20 protein-coding genes are annotated in these 20,460 nt (G+C 35.2%); 12 read left to right on the top strand and 8 right to left on the bottom strand.

Going from position 1 to position 20,460, the window contains the following annotated elements; genetic code table 11:
- The first annotated feature begins 51 nt into the window (after positions 1-51).
- The gene (locus ABYT26_RS09760; RefSeq protein WP_372753328.1) at positions 52-2,529 is read left to right on the top strand and encodes a CoA-disulfide reductase; all 2,478 of its coding nucleotides are present in this window, start codon (positions 52-54) and stop codon (positions 2,527-2,529) included.
- 187 nt (positions 2,530-2,716) lie between these two features.
- On the opposite strand, the gene ABYT26_RS09755 is transcribed toward ABYT26_RS09760, so the two are convergent.
- The 4 genes from ABYT26_RS09755 to ABYT26_RS09740 form a co-directional block, all read right to left on the bottom strand.
- A complete protein-coding gene (locus ABYT26_RS09755; RefSeq protein ID WP_372753326.1) occupies positions 2,717-3,061 on the bottom strand; it encodes a hypothetical protein in 345 nt (114 codons plus the stop codon).
- A gap of 50 nt (positions 3,062-3,111) precedes the next feature.
- Positions 3,112-4,089 carry a deoxyhypusine synthase family protein gene (locus tag ABYT26_RS09750; protein ID WP_372753324.1) on the bottom strand — a complete coding sequence of 326 codons (978 nt, stop codon included), beginning with the start codon at positions 4,087-4,089 and terminating at the stop codon, positions 3,112-3,114.
- A gap of 166 nt (positions 4,090-4,255) precedes the next feature.
- On the bottom strand, positions 4,256-5,662 hold the full coding sequence (locus tag ABYT26_RS09745; RefSeq protein WP_372753322.1) for an arginine decarboxylase: 1,407 nt from the start codon (positions 5,660-5,662) through the stop codon (positions 4,256-4,258).
- Positions 5,663-5,844: 182 nt separating this feature from the next.
- A complete protein-coding gene (locus ABYT26_RS09740) occupies positions 5,845-6,111 on the bottom strand; it encodes a hypothetical protein (protein ID WP_372753320.1) in 267 nt (88 codons plus the stop codon).
- 560 nt (positions 6,112-6,671) lie between these two features.
- On the opposite strand from ABYT26_RS09740, the gene ABYT26_RS09735 reads away from it, so the two are divergent.
- From ABYT26_RS09735 to ABYT26_RS09725, 3 genes are all read left to right on the top strand, one after another.
- Entirely contained in the window at positions 6,672-7,205 is a 534-nt protein-coding gene (locus ABYT26_RS09735; protein ID WP_372753318.1) for a response regulator transcription factor, read from the top strand.
- Positions 7,206-7,558: 353 nt separating this feature from the next.
- Positions 7,559-7,933, top strand: a complete 375-nt coding sequence (locus ABYT26_RS09730) for a VOC family protein (protein WP_372753316.1) — start codon at positions 7,559-7,561, stop codon at positions 7,931-7,933.
- A gap of 4 nt (positions 7,934-7,937) precedes the next feature.
- Entirely contained in the window at positions 7,938-8,696 is a 759-nt protein-coding gene (locus ABYT26_RS09725; protein WP_372753314.1) for a patatin-like phospholipase family protein, read from the top strand.
- A 140-nt stretch (positions 8,697-8,836) separates the two neighbouring features.
- On the opposite strand, the gene ABYT26_RS09720 is transcribed toward ABYT26_RS09725, so the two are convergent.
- Positions 8,837-10,150, bottom strand: a complete 1,314-nt coding sequence (locus ABYT26_RS09720; protein WP_372753312.1) for a cysteate synthase — start codon at positions 10,148-10,150, stop codon at positions 8,837-8,839.
- 338 nt (positions 10,151-10,488) lie between these two features.
- Between ABYT26_RS09720 and ABYT26_RS09715 the strand changes: the two genes are divergently transcribed.
- From ABYT26_RS09715 to ABYT26_RS09700, 4 genes are all read left to right on the top strand, one after another.
- Positions 10,489-11,466 (top strand): Gfo/Idh/MocA family protein, encoded by a 978-nt coding sequence (locus tag ABYT26_RS09715; protein ID WP_372753310.1) that lies wholly within the window; start codon positions 10,489-10,491, stop codon positions 11,464-11,466.
- Positions 11,467-11,469: 3 nt separating this feature from the next.
- Positions 11,470-11,937: a hypothetical protein gene (locus tag ABYT26_RS09710; protein ID WP_372753308.1), complete on the top strand. Its 468-nt coding sequence runs from the start codon at positions 11,470-11,472 to the stop codon at positions 11,935-11,937.
- A gap of 287 nt (positions 11,938-12,224) precedes the next feature.
- Positions 12,225-13,847 carry an AMP-binding protein gene (locus ABYT26_RS09705; protein WP_372753307.1) on the top strand — a complete coding sequence of 541 codons (1,623 nt, stop codon included), beginning with the start codon at positions 12,225-12,227 and terminating at the stop codon, positions 13,845-13,847.
- Between the two features lie 419 nt (positions 13,848-14,266).
- Positions 14,267-14,836 (top strand): acetate uptake transporter, encoded by a 570-nt coding sequence (locus ABYT26_RS09700; RefSeq protein WP_372753305.1) that lies wholly within the window; start codon positions 14,267-14,269, stop codon positions 14,834-14,836.
- 196 nt (positions 14,837-15,032) lie between these two features.
- Here ABYT26_RS09700 and ABYT26_RS09695 read toward each other — a convergent pair whose 3' ends face one another.
- On the bottom strand, positions 15,033-15,347 hold the full coding sequence (locus tag ABYT26_RS09695; RefSeq protein WP_372753303.1) for a putative quinol monooxygenase: 315 nt from the start codon (positions 15,345-15,347) through the stop codon (positions 15,033-15,035).
- 364 nt (positions 15,348-15,711) lie between these two features.
- Between ABYT26_RS09695 and ABYT26_RS09690 the strand changes: the two genes are divergently transcribed.
- The 4 genes from ABYT26_RS09690 to ABYT26_RS09675 are packed head-to-tail and all read left to right on the top strand — an operon-like array spanning position 15,712 to position 17,697.
- Positions 15,712-16,050: a TM2 domain-containing protein gene (locus tag ABYT26_RS09690; protein WP_372753301.1), complete on the top strand. Its 339-nt coding sequence runs from the start codon at positions 15,712-15,714 to the stop codon at positions 16,048-16,050.
- On the top strand, positions 16,051-16,470 hold the full coding sequence (locus ABYT26_RS09685) for a DUF2752 domain-containing protein (RefSeq protein WP_372753299.1): 420 nt from the start codon (positions 16,051-16,053) through the stop codon (positions 16,468-16,470).
- Positions 16,467-16,898, top strand: a complete 432-nt coding sequence (locus tag ABYT26_RS09680) for a hypothetical protein (RefSeq protein ID WP_372753297.1) — start codon at positions 16,467-16,469, stop codon at positions 16,896-16,898. The genes ABYT26_RS09685 and ABYT26_RS09680 overlap by 4 nt, the downstream gene beginning before the upstream one ends.
- 1 nt (position 16,899) lies before the next feature.
- Positions 16,900-17,697: a M48 family metallopeptidase gene (locus tag ABYT26_RS09675; RefSeq protein WP_372753295.1), complete on the top strand. Its 798-nt coding sequence runs from the start codon at positions 16,900-16,902 to the stop codon at positions 17,695-17,697.
- A 237-nt stretch (positions 17,698-17,934) separates the two neighbouring features.
- Here the strand turns inward: ABYT26_RS09675 and ABYT26_RS09670 are convergent, their stop codons facing one another.
- Complete coding sequence (locus tag ABYT26_RS09670; protein ID WP_372753293.1) at positions 17,935-18,615, bottom strand: hypothetical protein; 681 nt, start codon at positions 18,613-18,615, stop codon at positions 17,935-17,937.
- 613 nt (positions 18,616-19,228) lie between these two features.
- Positions 19,229-20,350 carry a DEAD/DEAH box helicase gene (locus tag ABYT26_RS09665; protein ID WP_372753291.1) on the bottom strand — a complete coding sequence of 374 codons (1,122 nt, stop codon included), beginning with the start codon at positions 20,348-20,350 and terminating at the stop codon, positions 19,229-19,231.
- Between the last annotated feature and the right edge of the window lie 110 nt (positions 20,351-20,460).

The following is a 20,460-nucleotide window of genomic DNA, read 5'->3' as shown; positions in this document are numbered from 1 at the left end:
TGTGGATATATACATATGGAGATTACAACAAATTAACTTTAGAATATAACAATGGCAAAGTATTTAATAGTTGGAGGTGTTGCAGGTGGAGCAACAACAGCGGCACGTTTGCGCAGAATGGATGAATCGGCAGAGATAATCATGTTTGAAAGAGGAGAGCATATTTCTTATGCAAATTGTGGTTTACCCTACTATGTTGGCGATGTAATTACTGAAAGAGAAAACCTTTTACTTCAAACTCCGGAGAGTTTTAAAAAACGATTAAATGTGGATGTTCGAATTTTTAATGAAGTTGTTCGAATTGACCGTGAAAACAAATTGGTAGAAGTTAAAGACCTCAAAAACGATACGAGCTATACTGAAACCTACGATAAACTAGTGGTATCGCCAGGAGCAGAACCAATTAAACCACCCATTCCAGGAATCAAAGACCCTGCTATTTTCACCCTTCGCAATGTAAAAGACACCGACAAAATTAAAACGTACATCAACAGCAACAAACCAAAGAAAGCAGTTGTTGTTGGAGCAGGTTTTATTGGTTTGGAAATGGCTGAAAACCTTCATCATTTAGGAATGATGGTAACCATTGTTGAGATGGCAGAACAGGTAATGACGCCTCTTGATTATGAAATGGCTGCAGTTGTTCATCAGCATCTTAAAACTAAAAATGTTGAATTTTACTTAAAAGATGGAGTTAGTGAATTTAAAAAAACAAAAGATAATCTTATTGTTCATCTTCAATCGGGCAGAACAGTAGAAGCCGATATGGTTCTTCTTTCCATTGGCGTAAAACCCGAAACAAAACTAATCAAACAAGCAGGTATCGATTTAGCTCCTAATGGTGGTATTAAGGTAAATGAATACCTTCAAACCAGCGATCCTAATATTTATGCACTTGGTGATGCCATTGCTTTCCCTCATCCAATTACAGGAAACTATACCAATGCCTACCTTGCTGGACCTGCAAATAAACAAGGAAGAATTCTTGCAAACAATTTGGTTCTTGGCCATAAACAGCGTTACAAAGGAGCTATTGCAACAGCCATTGCCAAAGTATTCGATTTGACAATTGGCTCGACAGGCCTTGCTGAAAAAGTGTTGAAAAAGGAAGGAATCAATTACATTTCCAATATTATTCATAGTGGATCTCATGCTGGATATTATCCCGGAGCCATGCCTACCACTTTAAAAATTACATTCGACCCTAAAAGTGGAAAACTATATGGAGCTCAAATAATTGGATATCTTGGCGTTGATAAACGAATAGATTTAATTGCAACGGTACTTCAAAAAGGAGGTACGATTTACGATTTGCAGGAAATTGAACATGCTTATGCTCCTCCTTACTCATCGGCAAAAGATCCTGTTAATCAGGCTGGATTTGCTGCTGGTAATATTATTGAAGGCCTAGTAAACATTATTCATTGGGATGAATTGTATCAACTACATGCCGAAAATAATTACATTCTAGATGTTCGTACTCCAGATGAGTTCGAATTAGGACAAATCGAAGGAGCCGTAAATATTGAAATAGATCAAATCAGAAATCGTCTGGAAGAAATTCCAAAAGATAAAAAAATCATTATTTATTGTGGAGTTGGTTTGCGAGGTTATTTTGCAGCCAGAATATTAATGCAAAAAGGTTTTACCAACGTAGTAAATTTAAGCGGAGGTTATAAAACCTACGAACATGCCACTTGCAAACAAAGTAACGAGGATATTTTTGAATCGAATTACGTTGCTAAAGACAGTCAAATTTACAGTGGAAAACCCAAAAGTGAAAAAGCTCCTCTGCCCGTGGTAAAAACTATTAAGGTAGATGCATGTGGCTTGCAGTGTCCGGGACCAATTATCAAGTTAAAAAAGGAAATTGATAAACTTGAAAATGGCGACCGTCTTATTCAAAAGGTAACCGATCAAGGTTTTGTAAAAGATGTAGAAGCCTGGTGTAACATGACTGGTAATAAATTAATATCTGTTGATTCTGACAAAGGCGTTATATCAGCCGTTGTAGAAAAGCAAAAAAAGAAAGAACCTGCAATTGGTAGTGGCTCAGTGGCCAAAAATAAAACTATGGTTGTTTTCTCGGATGAACTAGATCGTGCTTTAGCATCGCTTGTAATTGCTAATGGTGCGGCTGCAACGGGAAGTAAGGTTACCCTTTTCTTTACTTTCTGGGGTTTGAACGTAATTAAAAAAGCCCACAAGCCAAAAGTTCAAAAAGATTTAATGGGCAAAATGTTTGGAAAAATGATGTCCGACGGAGCCGATGATCTTAAGTTATCAAAAATGAACATGATGGGTTTGGGCTCGAAAATGATGAAGAAAAGAATGATGTCGAAAAAAGTAGACTCGTTAGAAGATATGCTAAAAACAGCTATGGAAAATGGTGTTGAAATGATCGCTTGTCAAATGTCTATGGATATAATGGGGGTTGATAAAGATGAACTTATTGAAGGCGTATCGATAGGTGGTGTAGCTGCTTACCTTGAAGAAGCTGAGAAATCAAACATCAACTTATTTATTTAATTCTACTTCAAATAGTAAAAAGGCTGTCCTAAAACGACAGCCTTTTTTTTGCATTGCCCAAATCTAATGTAAAACAAATAGCCATTACTGCTGGTTCTTGTCTGATTTTAAAACAAAAAAGTGGTAAGATCACAAAACCATGAACTTACCACTTTATAAATACATCAGGTGATGTTGGAATCACTTACTAATCATCCATATCATCATCAGAATCTTCATCAGATACCAAGTAATCTAAATCTGAATATTTATCCTCATATCTTTCCCTTTTGCTGTCCAGAAGATTCCCATCATCATCAAAGTCACTGTCCTCCTCAATCAGCTCTTGAGCCTTTCGAATGGACATGCGAACCATGTAAATCTTTTCATCCGTTTCGAATGGCAATGCACTCACCAATTCGTTGTTGTGATTTCTGAATTCAATTAAATTATCCATGTAACCTTCGGAGTAGTACAATTTTATTTGTTCCTGTATCTCCTTGCTTAACTTTTCATAGCTCTGGATTACCCTTGGTTTACTGCTGCTTTTCATACAATAATTTATTTATAAAAAGATAGACATATAGTTGACTTACCGGCTAATTACCAACCTAATAGATAGGCAAAAACCAAGGGTGCCACTATGGTAGCATCCGATTCGATTATGAATTTTGGAGTATCAATTCCAAGCTTTCCCCAAGTAATTTTTTCATTGGGAACAGCTCCCGAATAAGAACCATAACTAGTTGTTGAGTCGGAAATCTGACAGAAATAACTCCAAAATGGCGTGTTTGTTCTTTCCATATCTTGATACAACATAGGCACTACACAAATAGGAAAATCTCCTGCAATACCACCTCCAATTTGAAAAAATCCGATTCCCTGATCACCAGCATTATTAGTATAATAATCGGCTAACCATGTCATATATTCAATACCTGTTTTCATGGTGGATGCTTTCAGTTCTCCTTTTAAGCAATAAGATGCAAAGATATTTCCCATGGTAGAATCTTCCCAACCAGGAACTACAATCGGAAGGTTTTTCTTCGCAGCTGCTAGCATCCAGCTATTCTTAGGATCAATTTCATAGTATTGTTCTAACACTCCCGAAAGTAACAATTTATACATAAATTCATGAGGAAAATAACGTTCTCCTTTATCTTCGGCCTCTTTCCAGATATCAAATACATGTTTTTGCAATCTTCTAAATGCTTCCTCTTCAGGAATACAAGTATCTGTTACTCGATTCAAACCTTTCTCTAACAAATTCCACTCATCTTGAGGTGTTAGGTCTCGATAGTGAGGCACTCTTTTGTAATGTGAATGAGCCACCAAATTCATGATATCCTCCTCTAAATTGGCTCCAGTACAAGTAATAATCTGAACTTTATCCTGACGAATCATTTCGGCCAATGAACGGCCTAATTCTGCAGTACTCATCGCTCCTGCAAGCGTGATCATCATTTTTTTACCATCCTCTAAATGCTTTTCATATGCAACCGCAGCATCAATTAAGGTAGCTGAATTAAAATGTCTGTAATGTTCCAGAATGAATTTAGAAATGGGTCCTCTATTTTGCATGATTTTTAAAATTATAGCAATCTATTTTATTAAAAAATTTGGCAATTAATAATTGAAATTTTCTCCACTGTGGTGCCAATTCCATAATATCGAATTCAAGTAATTTATATCAATTTGTTGAAGCTTTTGCAAGCTACAATCTGCAAATTTCATTTTTTACACTCACTTACTTTTTGTACCCCAAAAGCTTAAACATCTCATCGGCAGACTGTTCGTTTCTATATACGTAGTCGAAAAAGTTTCCTTTTTCATCTCTGTCAATAATAACATGTTTTGGCGATGGAATCAGACAGTGCTTAATTCCTCCATATCCGCTAATGGCATCCTGATAAGCACCTGTATGAAAAAAACCAATGTACAAAGGCTCTGGCTCATCGTTGGAATAACTAGGAAGCAAAACCTCTTGATTTAAATCTTCGGAATTGTAGTAATCGGAATGATCACAACTAATTCCACCGATGTTTACACGCTTGTACTCATTTTTCCATTTATTAATTGGCAGTAGAATGAACTTTTCGTGAATAGACCAAGCATCAGGAATTGTGTTCATTAAACTATTGTCTATCAAATACCAGGATTCGGTATCGTTTTGCTGTTTTTGTTCCAATACTTTAAAAACAATTGCTCCACTTTCTCCCACCGTATATTTTCCAAATTCTGTGTAGATATTTGGCTCTGGAATTTCATCCTTAGTACAAGCATCCTTAATATTACTGATGATTTCATTAATCATGTACTCATATTGGTATTCAAATCCAAGATGATTACGGATTGGAAACCCGCCGCCCAAATTAAATGAATCAAGGCTTTCACTGTCTTTTTTTAATTCGGAATATACCTTTAGTGCTTTTTGAAACTCTCCCCAATAATATAAACTATCCTTAATTCCTGAATCCACAAAAAAGTGAAGCATTTTCAGCTCAAACTTAGGATTGTTCTTAATTCTATCGTTATAAAAACTAATAATTTCATTACTACGAATTCCCATTCGTGATGTATAGTAAGCTGATTGTGATTCTTCATTAATAGCCATACGAAGACCAACTTTCAACACCCTATCCTGTGCAATTATCTCCAATCGGTCCAACTCCTGAACACTATCGAAAATGATGATGCTATTTTTGAAACCTACGTCCTGCATTTCCAGGATTTTTCTCAAATACTCATCTGTTTTGTAACCATTATGAACGATTATTCTATCGAAATCAATTTTCTTATCTCTATGAAGATTTAAAATTAGATCAATATCAAAAGCTGAAGAAGTCTCGAGATTAACATTGTGTTTTAATGCTTCCCCAATTACATGAGCAAAGTGATTGCACTTGGTACAATAGCAATAGTTATAACTACCTGCGTAGTTATTTTTCTTGATGGCCTTGTTAAAAAGATTTCTGGCTTTTTTAATTTGGTCTCCAATTCGGGGAAGGTAAAAGAATCTAAAAGGAGTACCATGCTTTTCAATTAGGTATTTCATTGAAATACCTTGAAAGGTAAGATAATCATCACGTAAATCAAAGCCTTCCTGAGGGAAATAATAGCTTTGTTCAATCAAATCAAAATAGGTGTTTTTCATCTATGTAATCATAAAATATTTTTGTTGTTCTTAACTGCCTTGAATTGCAAATAAAAACATTTTTTCAAAGAAAAATACACTTGATTAAAAAAAAATGACTTCTGAATGTTCTTTTCTAAATTCACGAATCAAAAAAGTCAGCAAACACAGGCTATTCAAGGATTATAGAACATCTAAAAAAATTAATCAGAATCATTTTCATCCTCAATCTCATTTGGGAGCTCGTTTTTCTTTCCTTCAAGCACCACATATACCAATCCCATGATACTAAGAAATCCAATCACCTTACTGTATTGTTTTACAAGTGATTTTGACTCTGCCGACCAATCCGTACTTATACTAGGATATTGATTTACCACCAACACAAACAGTATACACAGCAGCAAAACAATCACAAAAGTTAAAATCAAAGGTTTCTTTTTATCACGAATCACTTCTTTTATCTCCATTACTACAAATTTTTATACTCTTCCCAATTCTAGAATGCACCGGAAGAAAATGCAACAATTAATCGTGTGGCAATATAATAAAATATCAATTTACTAAAACAGTTTAATACCTATTGGATTCATACCCCTATCCTTATTTATTATCATTAATTGGCAAGTAAATTTTAACAGAAAAAAACATTCAACTACATAGAAAAATCATCAACTCATCAAGAATAGGCTTTTAAAATTGATATTTGATTTAATTTGCTCTATTTTAATTCTTTCAATTCAATTATTGAAATTTAATTTCCCTGAAACACAATCAACTTGTCGTTCTATCCTACATTAATATTGAATAAATCATGGTAAGTGAAGACATTACAGATCTCATAGAAAACAATTCAAATTCAATACTTAAGGATCGTATCATTAATATTTCCATTAAGAATAAGATACCTATTTATAATGATGATTCTGAATCAATGCTATGTTCTATCTGTAAATCTACTGGAGTTGGTCTATTCATAATTGATTTGGATTTAGAAACTATAATATGGGGAAATTCAAATTTCTTTATTATGAATAGTATCAAAGAAAAGCATCTTTGCAAGCCAATGCTAAAAGACCTATTATTTCGAAATCTGCATAACGAAGACATGAGTTACCTCAAAAATCTGAATATCGAACAACTCATGAATGATGATCAGACTTCTGTATCGCACACTTTACGATATAAACAAAAAGATAAAAGCTGGAAGTATTTTTATTTCTCGCTCCTAAATCCAAAACAAAAACTCACAAATAAAACCCAATTAAAAATTGGAATTCAATACGATCTTACAGATATCTTATCTCAGTGTACTAAAGAATCTACAACAGTAAGTCCTTGTTTCTCTGATGATCTAAACTTTCAAAAACTCTCCAATCTTTCAAAGCGAGAGAAAGAAATTTTGAAGTTTATTGTAACCGGCAATACAGACAAAGAAATTGCCATTCAGCTAGGTATTAGTTTTTATACAGTTGAAACACACAGAAAAAACATCATTAATAAGCTAGGTGTAAAAAATACAGCATCTCTTTCTTTCCTAGCTGGCAAGTATGGTATCATATAATAATCATTTGCTAATTAATTTGGCTTATACCAACTATATCGATTTTAGATTCCTTAGTTTATTTGTGATATTTCCGTAAAGCTTTAGAACAATTTCCATACCAATAATTTCTTCATTACTAGAATCTTAACATGTAAATTGTAAAACCTGTTAATAATTAATTCGTTCAAAATAGCTTTCAAATTAGGGGGTAGAAGATCAATAAGAGCTTGTTTATTAGAAATAAGCTCTTTTTTGTGAAAAAGGCAGCAATAAAAATAGCTTAATTAGAGTCAAATGAGTAATTTATGGAATAATTAATTTGAGACTTAAAAAACAAAAGTACACACTACTTTTTGGCTTAATCTACTTATATGAAAAAACTTTTTTTAGGTTTACGAACTACAATTTACAAAACAAGCGATCTAGCAAAAGCTAAAGAATGGTACTCTAAAGCTTTTGAAACTTCACCCTATTTTGATGAAGAATTTTATGTTGGATTTTCGATTGGTGGTTATGAGCTTGGACTCCTACCTGAAAAAGATCAACTCAACTCAAAAGCAGATCATGTAATTGCTTATTGGGGTGTAGATGACATCAACAAAACTTATACACATTTACTAAAATCTGGTGCTGTAATGCACGAGGAACCGACAAACGTTGGAGGTGAACTTTGGGTAGCGAGCGTAAAAGATCCTTGGGGAAATGTCATTGGTATTATATTTAATCCTGAATTTAAACTTGGTTAGAATAATGAAAATAGGAATTGCATTGGGAGGAGGTGGCATTCGGGGATTTGCTCACCTGGGTGTACTAAAAGCATTGGAAGAAAAAGGAATTCGACCAGATATTATTTCAGGAGTAAGTGCAGGAGCCATAATTGGTGCATTTATAGCCTCAGGCTATACCTGTGACAAAACTTTAAAGATTCTAAAAAACAAAACCCTTATGGCCTACTCTAAATTACACTATCCAAGATATGGATTGTTTAGTTTAGATGGTTTAAAACAAGACATCAAGAAACACATTAAAACCAAGAAAATTGAAAATTTAAAGACTCCAATGTTCATAGCAGTATCAAACCTAAACGATGGCAGAGTTGAATACATTAAAGAAGGTGATTTAACCACCTATGTATTAGCCTCGGCAAGCATTCCAGTCTTATTTGCTCCTGTTATGATCGATGGAAAAATGTATTCAGATGGTGGTCTTTTTGACAATCTTCCTATTTCTCCCTTACTGCAAAAGTGCGATGCCATTATTGCAATAAATGTGAGTCCGGTTCATAAAATTGAAAAGTTTGAAAATTTAGTACAGGTGGCCTCACGGACTTTCCAACTAGGAGTTCACTCGAACATCATTCGACACAAAGAAAAATGTTCTTTATTTATTGAGCCAACTGGATTAAGAGAACATGAAATACTAAATGGTAACCATGCTGAAGATATTTTTAATCTAGGATACAATTATACCAAGGCACTGAAAATAAACCTCACAAACCCAACCCAATAAAATTGTTGTACACTTTCAATTCAATCGAAGGTTATTTTCAGGCAAAAGCAGCCAATATTGTTCATTTTACTCAACCACTTATAATAGATGGGTAAGATTAAAATACAAGCAAAAAAGCAGGCCATGTGGCCTGCTTTTTTTTATATTATTTCAGAAGATTCAATTTTAAAAAGCTTTTCCAATACTGTTTTAACCAAAGCCAAATCAGGATTGATATCGAACACATGAGAAGGTTTTAGATAACAAACTTCCTTTTCTCTTTTAAAGCGTTCTTCTCCTCCACCAGTAATGTTCAACATGATACAGGCCTTTTTATTGATATTGCCTTCCTGTACATATTTAATTAGGCTGGCCACTGCAACCGCAGAAGCAGGATGAATATCATTTCCCTCTGTCTCCTCAAATATTTTAGCTGCTTCCATTGCCTCTTCGTTTGTGGCTTTTAAAACATCTCCACCAGCGTCTTTTAAGGCATCGTACATTCCTCCAACAATAGAATAAGGAGGCTTACGATTCGATAAAACTTTAGCAACAATTTCTTCCACCTGCCTTCTTGCCAAATCATCGTCTAAAGGCAATATATCACGTGAATCTTCCTTCCAGGCATTATACATTGGCAAGAAAGGCGTATTCTGAGAAACCATCAATTTCATTTTGTTGGAACCATAACGACCATCCTCTATAAAACGAAGATTAGCTTCCCATGCAGAAATTGCTCCGGTTCCACTACCTACAGCCTGGAAATAGTAATCGGGAATTTTACCAATTTCGGTAACAGCAGAAAGAACTGTTGTTCCCATACCATCTCTTCGAGCCACATTTTTAGCTCCTCCTTCGGTAATGAATCCATCCAATTCGCATACCAGATTCGACAAATGAATGGCATCAAAATAATCACTTCCGGATTTTGTCACCACAAGTCTTACATTCTCTTTAATTGGCTCATCGAACCAAAGAGCATCAATATTATCCTCGGGAACACAAAGCAACAATGGAATGTTATTATCGGAACACACACGAGCAAAAGCACGAGCTGTATTTCCTGCCGATGCAACTACAAGAACATTTCCTGTATCACTCAATCGCCCACTCACCGAAAAAGCCTCTGTTTCTTTAAAAGAACAAGTTCTGAAATTTGCTCCTTTTTCAGGCCAATATCCACTAAAAGTGATATACAGATTTTCCAAACCAAGATATTTCGAAAGGCCTTCACTCTTATAGGTAGCTGGAGCCGATGAACCTTCCAACACTCGATGAATTGGCAACCAATCGGCAAACTTATAAATACCATAAGAATTGTCCTTTAGCTCAAGTTGCTTCTTCTCATAATTTGTTCTTATCAAACAAGCTTTCTCCTCTGCCGGAGCATCCAGAGTCCAGCCTTCATCGTCAAATTTTTTCCCAGTCTCTAAAGACTCAAGAATATATTTAGTCGCCCGAAAATTCATAGCCATACTTATGTGTTTTGATTTTGAAAGCGTAAAAATAAACATTTTGGACGTCATGATAAACATTTTTCAGTAATTTAGAACATTTCCTCAAAAATCAAGCTTACAACACTAAGCACAACTACCTATATACCAAAACACAACACAAGTTAATTACTCGAATAAAAAGGCATCCTATTTTTTGATTTCAATTACTAATTTTCTCATTTTTAAGAACAATTTATGTTTTGACTTTACCTTTTGCTACAATTGCTTATATTTAACAATCGAAATTTTTATCTACCAATTAAAGGAACATTTTTAGCTTGTTCTTTTTATTGACCAATAAATAAACACTTGTTTTTATGACTATCAATTGGGGAATATTAGGTGCCGGAAGAATTGCAAGAAAATTTGCAACAGATTTTAAAATTGTTCCAAATGGGAAACTATTGGCCGTGGCTTCCCGATCTCAAAATCGATCCACCGAATTTGCTGAAGAATTCAACATTCCAGAAGCCTACTCTTCCTATGAAGAAATGGTCAAAAATCCTGAAATTAATGTCGTTTACGTTGCAACAACACACAATTTTCATTTCGAACATGTGCAACTTTGCCTACACAATGGAAAGTCGGTTTTGTGTGAAAAACCAGTCAGCGTTAACTCGGCAGAACTAGCTATTCTTCAAAAACTTGCCGAAGAAAAAAATCTGTTTTTTATGGAGGCTCTCTGGACCTACTACTTGCCTACCATTCAGCAAGCCAGTAAGTGGATAAAAGAAGGAAGAATAGGCGAAGTGAAACAATTGCAGGTAAGTTTTGGCTTTCATGGAGATATGAACAAAAATAGGCGACTTGCTAATCCGGATCTTGCCGGAGGTGCCCTTCTTGATATTGGTATTTATGGTATTGCCATGTCTGAATTAGTTTTCAATGAAGAAATTGATAGTATTCACGCTTTAGCTCATTTTTCAGAGACAGGAATAGACGATGACAATAACCTACAAATTCGCTACAAAAATGGTGGAATGGCTCAGATTTCAAGCTCCCTGACTTGTAAACTTAAAAACGAAGCCGTAATCTATGGGACAAAAGGTAGAATAGAAATTCCTAATTTTTGGATGGCCAAAAAAGCATGTCTACTCACAAAAGAGGAGGAAATTGAATTCCTAGATAAAACACCTCAATTAGGATACAATTACGAAGCTTTTGCGGTGAACGAATTACTTTTGAAAAATGCCACCGAAAGTCCTGTTATCCCTATCGAAAAAAGTAAAAAAATACTCTCCATAATGGATGAGGTAAGAAAACAAATTGGATTAAAATACCCATTTGAAAAGTAACCTATGACTGACAAAGACATCATATTAGGCAAAGGAATTTTAGGCATTCACTTTGGAATGCTTCCATCGGAAGTAGAAGAAAAACTTGGAAAAGCAGATCATGTTAAAGAATACTCTCTTTCTACCGAAGAAGCAAGTACGACACTTTTTTACGACCAAAAAGGAGTCAGCTTTACTTTTGAATCCATTGATCAGTACAAACTGAGTTATATTTCTGTTTATAACGACTGCTACAAGATCTTTAAGTTTATACAAGTTGGTTTAGCAAAAAAAATGCTTTTGGATGAACTGGAGCATTTTCAGCTCGGAGAACCTGAATTTAAAAATGCCTTCTCAGAAGAATTCCCTACTCATGAATTGCTATTTTTCCCCAACGAAAATCTACATTTATGGCTAGATAACCAACAAATAAGCGAAATTCAATTCGGCCCTTTCTTTGAGGATTTCAAGACTATTGTTTGGGAAGATTAAATACCTTCCCCTCTTGTGGGCGTTTTCGCATCTACTATAATAAATAGCTAAAACTTATTTATTCTACAATCTCATAACACTTATTGCTCGCTAAAATATTTTTTATAAATTGCGTACTATTAAAGCAAGGAGTTCACACTCCATCACAACTTTATTACTTCCTAATCAAGAAGTTTAGCCGGTTCCGGCAAACGAAAGAAAGATGGTTTTTTTGATTGTTAATGATGTATAATTTAATCACATCATGGATTGGTTGTGCTCAACAAATCCATATTAAACACAAACGAATGAACAAATTATCTTACGAGCACGGAAGCTCAGACCTACCTCTTTTAGGCGAAACCATTACGGAACGACTGCGCAAAACGGTTGAACTATTTGGCGATAAAGATGCCCTAATTGTCCCTTATCAAAACTATAGAGCCACTTACAGTGAATTTTGGCAACAGATAGAAGATGTAGCCAAAGGATTATTGGCCTTTGGAGTAAAAAAGGGAGATCGCGTAGGAATATGGTCGCCCAACCGTCACGAATGGGTGATTGTACAATTTGCAACGGCTCGAATTGGTGCCATACTTGTTAATGTTAATCCTGCCTACAAGGCTTCAGAACTAAAATTTGCTCTTCGACAATCCGAAATTAGTCTTTTAATTATGTCGGAAGGATTTCGTAAAACCAATTACTTCGAAATTATTCAAGAGGTTCGCAAATCGTGTATTCATTTAAAGCAAATTGTCATCCTCGACAGAGATTGGCAGGCCTTAATTGAAGCCGGGAAAAGAGTCACAACCGAACAGGTGGAAGAAATAGAAACTCTTTTGCAATTTGATGATCCTATTAATATTCAATACACTTCTGGAACAACTGGATTTCCGAAAGGTGCCACTTTAACACATCACAATATTCTAAATAATGGCTACTTTATTGGGGAACGTTTGCATTATAACGAAACCGATAGGGTTTGCATTCCTGTTCCTTTTTACCACTGCTTTGGAATGGTTTTAGGGAATATGGCATGCATCACTCATGGTTCTACCATGGTGATTCCTGGTGAAGCATTTGAGGCTGAAACGGTTTTAAAAACTGTTCAGGACGAAAAATGCACATCGCTATACGGAGTTCCTCTGATGTTTATTGCTGAACTAGAACATCCTAATTTCGACAAGTACGACCTCAGTAGCTTGCGTACAGGGATTATGGCAGGTGCCTCCTGCCCAGAGAAAGCCATGCTAGAGGTTCAGCAAAAAATGAATATGAAGGAAGTCGCTATTTGCTACGGAATGACCGAAACCTCTCCTGTTTCCACTCAAACTTTTGTGAACGATCAACTGACCAAACGTGTAGCAACTGTAGGAAGAGTTCACCCTCATCAGGAAATAAAAATTATTGATCCGGTAACGAAAAAAATTGTGGAACGTGGGCAAACAGGTGAATTTTGTACACGAGGTTATTCTGTAATGCTGAAATACTGGAACAACGAAGAGGCCACCAAAGCAGTGATTGATGATGCTGGATGGATGCATTCTGGCGATATTGCAAGCATGGACGAAGACGGTTACATCAGCATTACCGGAAGAATTAAAGACATGATTATTCGTGGTGGAGAAAACATTTCTCCTTTCGAAATTGAAGAATTTTTTCATAGTCACGACAGTATTAGCGAAGTATATGTAATAGGTGTTCCCGACTATAAATATGGCGAAGTAGTGATGGCCTGGATCAAATTTAAGGAAGGAAAATCGGCTACTGAAGAAGAACTAAGAGACTATTGCAAGGGGCAAATTGCAACCTACAAAATTCCTAAATATTTTAAATTCACCACAGAGTTTCCAACTACCGTAACGGGTAAAATCCGTAAAGTAGAAATGAGAGAAATCTCTACTCAAGAATTAGAAATGGTAGGTCGATAAAAGAAAAAGGCTGTTTAGAAAAGAATCTACTATTTTTAAACAGCCTTTCTTTTTCAACTGCGCAGATCCATTGTCAAAAAACAAAATCAGACTGTTTTTACTGCCAAAAAATCGTTAGAATATTCCATCAGAAAGAAAACAAGAAAAGAAAAAAACATCGGAAAGTATTTATTTTCTGTAAGTGCCTGCCTAATAATCGATTTGTTTCCTCATTTACCACCATTTTTTACAAATTATCGAGTATAAAAACACCAAATTCGCCGTCAACACAAACCTTTAGATTCTCATTTTCGGGGACTTATAGATTTTAGAGCAAAAACAAGCAACAAAAACATGTTTTTAAACTACCAACAGGCAGTAGTGGACTCTTAATCAATTTGCTAGTTTTGCGCACTGAAAAAATCTGTAAATAAAAGTAGATGAGCGAAGTAAAATTAGGAAATCCGGCAGTAGTCGGACTGGGAGGTTTTGGATTAACAACCCTTTTATTGCAATTTCATAACATTGGTTTGTGTGGTTTAGGTCCTGTTGTGGCCATGGGATTTGTTTTTGGTGGCTTAGCACAACTTATGGCTGGCATGTTAGAACACAAAAATGGTAATAACTTCGGATTTGCAGCTTTTTCGGCATACGGTTCATTTTGGATCGGCTTAGGTATAATTTGGTTACTAAACCATTTCGGATTGTACCAGTCATCCACCACTGATGTTGGGTATTATTTAGTTGCCTGGACTCTATTCACTATAATTTTATGGATAGCTTCCTTTTTTATTCATGCAGCTATGGCCACCACTTTTACAACATTAGTAATTGGTTTTATCCTTTTAGATCTAGGACATTTTGGCTTTCCATTTTTAAATGTTGTAGCTGGATATGAGCTTATTGTTTGTGCTTTATGTGCTTGGTACATGATGGCTGCAATCATTATTAACGACGTTGCTGGTCGTACAATTTTGAAAATGGGTCAGCCATGGATTAAAGCAAAATAAACTTCTCTTAAACTAAGCTCGTTACGAGCCAAGTTTAATGGATATACAAAGAGGTGAACCGAAATTTTCTCAAATCAGATCGGTTTGCCTCTTTTTTTTATTTCCCATCCTATTACAAAAAAAGGTTCTTAAACACTACGAAAAAATGTAGTTCAACTTCGAACCAACATCACTTTCCTCGTGCTTATTTTTCCTTTTAAGCCAATATCTCCTTGTGTAAACTCACCTCAAACTCTTTCACATGATGTGGATTTCCTGCATTAAAAAACTCCTGAATGTACGTTGAATTGTTGTGTGCATCGAAAGTTTCCTGATTGTACCATTTCTCTATAAAAGTAATTCGATTTGGCTCTTCAATACACTGATTCAATTCATAACGAATGCAACCACCCTCTTGAACTGTTACTGATATTAATGAATGTAAATTCTGAATCAATTGATCAACTTCTCCATCCTTGGCAATAAATTTGGCAATACATACCAATTGGGTATCATTTTTTCTGATTTCCATATTCTAGTTTTTATATTCTGATTCGTTCAAAAATCAAACTTAAGGAAATTTTACCAAAGAAAAATCATTCGACAAACAGTAGAAAATAGACAAATTAATTCTGCTTGATTACAGCACTTGTTTTTTCGGAATGGTTTGCAATTTCTCTGGGCTTCCAATTCTACTCCACAAAAAGAAGAAAACAACCAAAAACTTCAATAAAGCCCCTATTTATTTATCTTTTCTACCAATTAAGAAAAATGATTTTTATAGCTTAGCAACCTTAAAAAAATTAATACCCACCCGTGGAATCAAATACCACTATAAAAATAGGGCGCATCCGAAAAGCCAAACGAGTAGGACCAATAAAACCTAAATTTACACTATGGAAGCACAAAAAGTTGACATGTTTATCATGACCTACGGAAAATTTTTCGAAAGTCACCAAATAATCGGAATCAGAGAAAGCTTAAAAAATGCTGATGACTCTAAATGGGAAATCATTCAAACCATTTCCTTCAAAGATCCAACAACAAGTTTAATCGTTTCCATTTTAGGTGGACAATTTGGTATTGATCGCTTCTTTTTAGGCGATACAGGATTGGGAATTGGTAAATTACTTACATGTGGTGGCTTAGTAATTTGGACTATTATTGATTGGTTCCTAATTATGGGAGCTGCAAGAGGAAAAAACATGGATAAACTTATGCAAGCACTTGCTTAAATGATAGTAAGCAGGAATCAGCTATACGCACTACTTATGGGTGCATGCTTAGTGGGATATCTCTGGTTGTTTTTTAACGCAACAAACGCAACCAGCTTTTCTTCGAATGAACTAAGCGTTTGCCTGTTTCAACAAGTAACCAGTATTCCTTGTCCCTCCTGCGGATCCACAAGGTCTGTTTTATCTTTGCTTCATGGCAAGATAGAACAGGCTTTTCTTTTAAATCCCGTTGGCATTATTCTTTTTTTAATCCTAACAATTAGTCCAATTTGGATTGCTTTCGATTGCCTTTTAAAAAAGGATAGTCTTTTCAATTGCTACAAAAAATCAGAGCTCATTCTGCAAAAGAAATTCGTTGCCCTGCCCCTTATTGTTCTCGTTCTTTTGAATTGGATTTGGAACATTTACAAAGACCTATGATATCAACTAGTAAATTTGCTTACGAACCCAAAGATCATGAAGCTGAAAAAGCTTCGAACAGCTATGTAATGTCAATGGTTGCTCTAGTAGCTGGCTTACCTCTCCCCATCTTCAATTTAATTGCGACCTTCATTTTTTTTATTGCCAATAGAAAAGAAACCTATTTTGTTCGCTGGCACTGTACACAAGCCTTGATATCACAATTCTCCTTGCTATTTGCAAATAGTTTTGGCTTTTGGTGGACTATAGCCATAATATTCGATTCGGAACCCCTTACCAACAAATACTTCGCCTATCTGATTACTGCTTTTCTATTCAATTTAGCCGAATTTATAACAACAATTTATACGGCAGTAAATACGCGAAAAGGAATTCATATATCCTGGTGGTTCTATGGTAATCTCACCAATCTAATCTGTAAAAAATAATATGAATAAGCTATTTTTTCAAGGACTCCTAAGCATCTGTATTTTTTTCGGATTATGGTGTTCTCTGCAACAAGTAAATTGGCTATTGTTGCTTAATATTGAGCAAACGCAAATTTCACCAGAAGAAACAGTAGGCGATTTGTATTGGGAGTACTTAAGTTCAGAAGAGAAAGAAATTACCAACAACTTTGTACTTCAATCGATAGATAGTATTCTCACAACAATCTGCGAAAGCAACCATATTAACTCTAAAAACATTCAATTGCATATTATAGACAATGCAGAAATAAATGCATTTGCCTTACCAAACAAACACCTACTTATTACAAGTGGCTTACTTTTGGCATCGGAAAATGAGATTGAATTGGCTGGTGTCATCAGTCATGAACTTGCCCATATCGAACTCAATCATGTCATAAAAAAATTGGCAAAAAAACTTGGATTATCAGTAATTACAGCCATAAGCTCGGGCAATAACAAGGGCCAAATTATTCGGGAAGGCATAAAATTGCTCTCCTCGTCGGCTTATGATAGAAACCTAGAAAAAGAAGCCGACCTGAAAGCGGTAAAATATTTAGAAAATACTCGTTTAAAGTCGGACGCTTTTGCCAGTTTTCTATATCGACTTTCTTTATTGGAACAAATCGATTCGAAACATTTGGTATGGATGAGTACTCACCCCAATTCAAAAGATCGTGTTAAATACATCTTAAAAAATAGCAATCCCTACCTCAAAAAAGAAAGCTCTATTCTTCATAAAGACACATGGGCAAAGCTTAAATTGCGACTAAAAATCTAATTTTAATCTTTCATTTTGCCGGCCGAGCCTAAGATATGCATGATGGCAATTCCCGGCATTTTATATCCAATTCTGGCCTTTTTTCACCCAATGCTGAGCATCAAGTAATCGATAGAAGCAGGCCTGTATTCATTTACGGTCATGCTGAACAGGTTCAAGTTAACAATAAGTTTTTGAAATCCAATCAATCGGGGGTACTATCCTTATTTTTATTCCATTGGGGTTTATAATGTGTAATTATTCTTCAATGATTTTATCCAACAACTTTTCGCAAGCATTCTGAGCCTTAATAATGTCTTTATATATATTTTTGTCTTGATTCGATTCATCAGAAGCATTATAAGCATCTACTGCTTTGATGTAATACTTTTTGGCCTGTATTCCTTTGCTAAGCAGAATTAAAACATCAGCAATGCTCAGAAAATCTGCGTAATCTGGATTTTCCTTTTGCTCTATCAATTCAACAACTTTCAAAAGCCCATCTTCCGCTTTGGCTCGATGTTTTTCAGCAAATTTTAATGGCAAATGATAATCAGTGTAAAGCAAAAAATGAGTATTGGCTTTACTTTTAAGATAAGTGGTGTTGTCTGGATCTAAAATTAAAGCTTCATTAAAGTTTTTCAGGGCTTCTTGTTCTTTTCCTTTTGCATGCTGAAGAACCAATCCCTTGTAATAATATCCTTCCGCAATTTTAGGAGCTAATTTAATAACAACATCTGCATAAAAAGATAACTTATCAATATCCTTAGTTCGCACTAGACACTGACATGCCAAAAGAGCAAGTTCTAGGTTTTCAGGATCTTTTTCTAACTCAGCAATAATTCTATTTAATGACGCCTTCACCTTACCCGAATAATACATCGCTTTAAGTGATTCACAAGTATTTATTTTCACCACTTTCTTTTTCTCTTTACCCATAAAACTTTTAAAATTATATTTTAATCTACTATTTTTCTGATTGAATTTGATCATCGACCAAGAAGGCAAAGTTACAAATCAAAAAACGTAAGATGGCTTTTAAGACAAACTTTTTGCCAATTTAATTGGAAAATTTACACGAAACTTACCAGTAAAAACGAATGTTTACGAATTGCTGGTCGCCAAATAAGCTGTCTCGTATCATTTTATTCTATGTTTTACTTTTAACAAAAAATGGGCATTACAATTGCTCACCAGCGAAACTCTATAGCGGTATTCAATTGTGAACTATTCCAAATTAAAATCGCAGATAGCGCTAGTAAAATCAAGCCGTTTTGCATTCTATTCTAATTGTGTTTGTCTATCAAACTTTAACAATTATCGTATCTCTGATACTTTGTCCATTTTCCTTGCATCCCCGATTTGAAGTGCGAGGCAAATCCATATTATAAGCGTTTTTTAAACTCTATGAACCTTATTATGCTCTTTGGTAAATAATAAATCAAAAAAATAATCTCACAAAAAAAGAGATCCTGCAAGCAAGATCTCTTTAGTGCTATGTTTTAGCCACTGACAGGTTAAAAAAATGCTGTCAGATCTGCTAACTGTAAAATTATTTTCTAGGTCTAATTTGGCTGAATGCAATGTTCAAAGCTTTTTGGAAATAACGAATGCTTTTCAGCTCTTTGCTGTTTACCAAAGCCAATGAAAGCCCATCCTTACCAGCACGAGCTGTTCGTCCGCTTCGGTGGGTGTAATATTCTTCCTTATCGGGCAACTGATAATGAACCACATAGGATAAACCATCAATATCGATACCACGAGCTGCAATATCGGTAGCAACTAAAATTCGCAAGCTCTCATTTTTAAAAGCACGCATTACCTTATCTCGTTCGATCTGTTTTAAATCGCCATGAATGGCATCTGCGGGAATATTTTTAGCAATCAATTGTTTGGCCAATATTTGCGCTGCAGTTTTGGTTTTACAGAAAACCACCCCTCTATTCTTGCCTTCCGATTTAAGAAACTGAATCAAAATATTCAATTTTTCGTTATCCTCGCAGATCAGGAACTGATGCTGTATGTTTTTATTCACAACATTTCTACCACTCACCTCAATTTTATGGGCATTTGGGGAAAAGTGTCTTTTAATAATCTGCATAATTCCCTGTGGCATGGTAGCCGAAAACAACCAACGATTTTCAACATTGGTAAGGTAAGTCAAGATCTCATCCAGCTGCGTTTTAAAACCCATGCTCATCATTTCATCGGCCTCATCTAAAATCACAGTCTTTACCGAGCTTAAATCAACGGCTTTTCTCTTTACCAAATCAATCAGTCGACCCGGAGTTGCCACAATAATGTGGGTAGGTCGGCGCAAAGCACTAATCTGACGCTCAATTTTCTCTCCCCCATAAACCGATTCAGTAAAAATCTTGTCGCTGTATTTGGTGAATTTGAACAGTTGTTTAGCAATTTGCTGACCCAGTTCTCGTGTAGGACACAAAATCAATCCTTGTACTTTTTCCTGTTTAGGATTAATACGATGCAACAAAGGTAAGCCAAAAGCGGCGGTTTTTCCTGTTCCTGTTTGTGCCTGTCCTATTAAATCGGTATTTCCGTTTAAAAGAACAGAAATTACCTCTGCTTGTATTTGAGTTGGCCTAACAATGCCAAGGTCGTTCAATCCCTTAACCAAATTCTTGTTTACGCCTAATTCTTTAAAATTTTCCACAACAATAAATTTAAATGGATCGCAAAGATAGCTTAATCAATTCAAAATTAAGTAGGATCAATTGTGAATTTATTTTTAAAATCATCGTAAAAGCGAACTCAGCAAACTCA

Origin of the sequence: Labilibaculum sp., assembly GCF_041595635.1 — a bacterium.
GTDB lineage: Bacteria > Bacteroidota > Bacteroidia > Bacteroidales > Marinifilaceae > Labilibaculum.
The sequence above is the reverse complement of the archived record's forward strand: the minus strand, read 5'-3'. Positions and strand labels throughout refer to the sequence as shown.

Coding starts and splice junctions, on each gene's coding strand:
- ABYT26_RS09705 (WP_372753307.1), top strand. CDS start 12,225: ATGAACAAATTATCTTACGAGCACGGAAGCTCAGACCTACCTCTTTTA.
- ABYT26_RS09720 (WP_372753312.1), bottom strand. CDS start 10,150: ATGGCTATGAATTTTCGGGCGACTAAATATATTCTTGAGTCTTTAGAG.
- ABYT26_RS09680 (WP_372753297.1), top strand. CDS start 16,467: ATGATATCAACTAGTAAATTTGCTTACGAACCCAAAGATCATGAAGCT.
- ABYT26_RS09690 (WP_372753301.1), top strand. CDS start 15,712: ATGGAAGCACAAAAAGTTGACATGTTTATCATGACCTACGGAAAATTT.
- ABYT26_RS09735 (WP_372753318.1), top strand. CDS start 6,672: ATGAATAGTATCAAAGAAAAGCATCTTTGCAAGCCAATGCTAAAAGAC.
- ABYT26_RS09745 (WP_372753322.1), bottom strand. CDS start 5,662: ATGAAAAACACCTATTTTGATTTGATTGAACAAAGCTATTATTTCCCT.
- ABYT26_RS09675 (WP_372753295.1), top strand. CDS start 16,900: ATGAATAAGCTATTTTTTCAAGGACTCCTAAGCATCTGTATTTTTTTC.
- ABYT26_RS09760 (WP_372753328.1), top strand. CDS start 52: ATGGCAAAGTATTTAATAGTTGGAGGTGTTGCAGGTGGAGCAACAACA.
- ABYT26_RS09740 (WP_372753320.1), bottom strand. CDS start 6,111: ATGGAGATAAAAGAAGTGATTCGTGATAAAAAGAAACCTTTGATTTTA.
- ABYT26_RS09710 (WP_372753308.1), top strand. CDS start 11,470: ATGACTGACAAAGACATCATATTAGGCAAAGGAATTTTAGGCATTCAC.
- ABYT26_RS09750 (WP_372753324.1), bottom strand. CDS start 4,089: ATGCAAAATAGAGGACCCATTTCTAAATTCATTCTGGAACATTACAGA.
- ABYT26_RS09685 (WP_372753299.1), top strand. CDS start 16,051: ATGATAGTAAGCAGGAATCAGCTATACGCACTACTTATGGGTGCATGC.
- ABYT26_RS09725 (WP_372753314.1), top strand. CDS start 7,938: ATGAAAATAGGAATTGCATTGGGAGGAGGTGGCATTCGGGGATTTGCT.
- ABYT26_RS09670 (WP_372753293.1), bottom strand. CDS start 18,615: ATGGGTAAAGAGAAAAAGAAAGTGGTGAAAATAAATACTTGTGAATCA.
- ABYT26_RS09715 (WP_372753310.1), top strand. CDS start 10,489: ATGACTATCAATTGGGGAATATTAGGTGCCGGAAGAATTGCAAGAAAA.
- ABYT26_RS09695 (WP_372753303.1), bottom strand. CDS start 15,347: ATGGAAATCAGAAAAAATGATACCCAATTGGTATGTATTGCCAAATTT.
- ABYT26_RS09700 (WP_372753305.1), top strand. CDS start 14,267: ATGAGCGAAGTAAAATTAGGAAATCCGGCAGTAGTCGGACTGGGAGGT.
- ABYT26_RS09730 (WP_372753316.1), top strand. CDS start 7,559: ATGAAAAAACTTTTTTTAGGTTTACGAACTACAATTTACAAAACAAGC.
- ABYT26_RS09755 (WP_372753326.1), bottom strand. CDS start 3,061: ATGAAAAGCAGCAGTAAACCAAGGGTAATCCAGAGCTATGAAAAGTTA.